Below are 1,373 nucleotides of genomic sequence, written 5' to 3' on the forward strand. Positions count from 1 at the left end.
GCGGCCGGGCAGATGCGCAAGGTGGCCGGCGTGTGGATGTGGGACGGCGATGTCGCGGTATCGGCGACCCTGTCCGACTCCTTGGCGGGCCAGATGGGCCGGCTGAACCCCCAAGTGGCCATGGTGATCGACACCCTTTCACAATGTGAGCCGCTGGCCGTCGATGTGCTGTGTGATCTGGTGCGCCGCCGCGACCTCGAGGCCGCCGAAGAGATGGGCTTGGTGATCGTCGAACGTACCGGCGGCCGACTGATGGCCAGGCTGGCTCACCCGCTCTACGGTGAGCTGCGCCGCGCCAACGCCGGCGAGATGTACCTCTCGGCGATTCGGGGACGGCTGGCCACCCGGCTGGCCGAAGACCGTGACCCCGACCTGCAGGCCACCGTCCGCCGGGCGCTGCTACGCCTGGAGTCGGATTTGGATCCCGACCCTCACCTGTACCTGGAATCGGCCCGGCATGCCATGACGTTGCTGGACCTTGACCTTGCCGACCGGTTCGCCACAGCTGCGGCTCAAGGGGGAGCACCGGGCGCGGCCGGGGTGCGGGCGATGAATCTGGTTCTCCTGGGTTGTGGCGAGCAGGCCGAGATGGCGCTGCGCGACTTGGCTGAGGCCGGCGCGCCCGACAGCCATCACTGGGCGACCGTACGAGCGGCCAACCTGGTGTGGATGCTCGGCAAGCCGGCAGACGCGGCGGTGATCCTGGACGGCCTTGCCTCCCGAAGCTCGCCGGCGACGGAGACCGAGGCGCAGGTCGCCGAACGATTGGCGGTGCAGGCTTGCCTCGACGCGGTGTCGGCGCGGTGCCGGTCGGCGGCCGAGCACGCCCGGACCGCGTTGGGTTGCGACCACTTGCCGGACTTTCACGCGATGATGGCCTCGCTGGCCTTGATCATGGCCATGGGAGCCCTCGGTGAAGTGGACGACCTGGCGGACGTGGCCGCGCAGGCGCTGCGCCGCGCAACCACGTCCTTCCAGGCGTCTCATATGCGCTTCTGGTTCGGCGCCGTCTACGGCCGTGCCTGTCGGCTGACCGGACGTATCGATGAATTCACCCGTACCGCCGAGCAATTGGCCGACGCGGCGCGCGAGATTCCCGGGTTAGCGTATGCCAACCTCGCCTTTCTGCTGGGCAATGCCGCGCTCGTCCGCGGCGCCGTCGCGGACGCGGTCCGGTTGGGGCACGAAGCGCTGGCGGGGGTTCATCGACATTCCGTGACAACGGGTTTGCGGCCCGCCAGCTATTTCGCCTTGGCCGAGGCCCACGCCAAGCTGGGGCAGGCGGAGGCAGCCAATGACGTTGTGGCCGAGGCCCGCAGCTGCGTGCCGACCGATTTCCTGTTCATGCACACCGGGTTGGCGTTGGCCAGCGG

Annotated in this window: 1 pseudogene; it reads left to right on the plus strand. The window is 69.0% G+C overall.

The window, feature by feature from the left end:
- Positions 1-1,373 (plus strand): annotated as a pseudogene (locus A9W95_RS28010) (LuxR family transcriptional regulator); the annotation flags it as partial.

Origin of the sequence: Mycobacterium sp. 1423905.2 (genome assembly GCF_001673155.1) — a bacterium.
In the GTDB taxonomy this organism is placed as follows: Bacteria; Actinomycetota; Actinomycetes; order Mycobacteriales; family Mycobacteriaceae; genus Mycobacterium.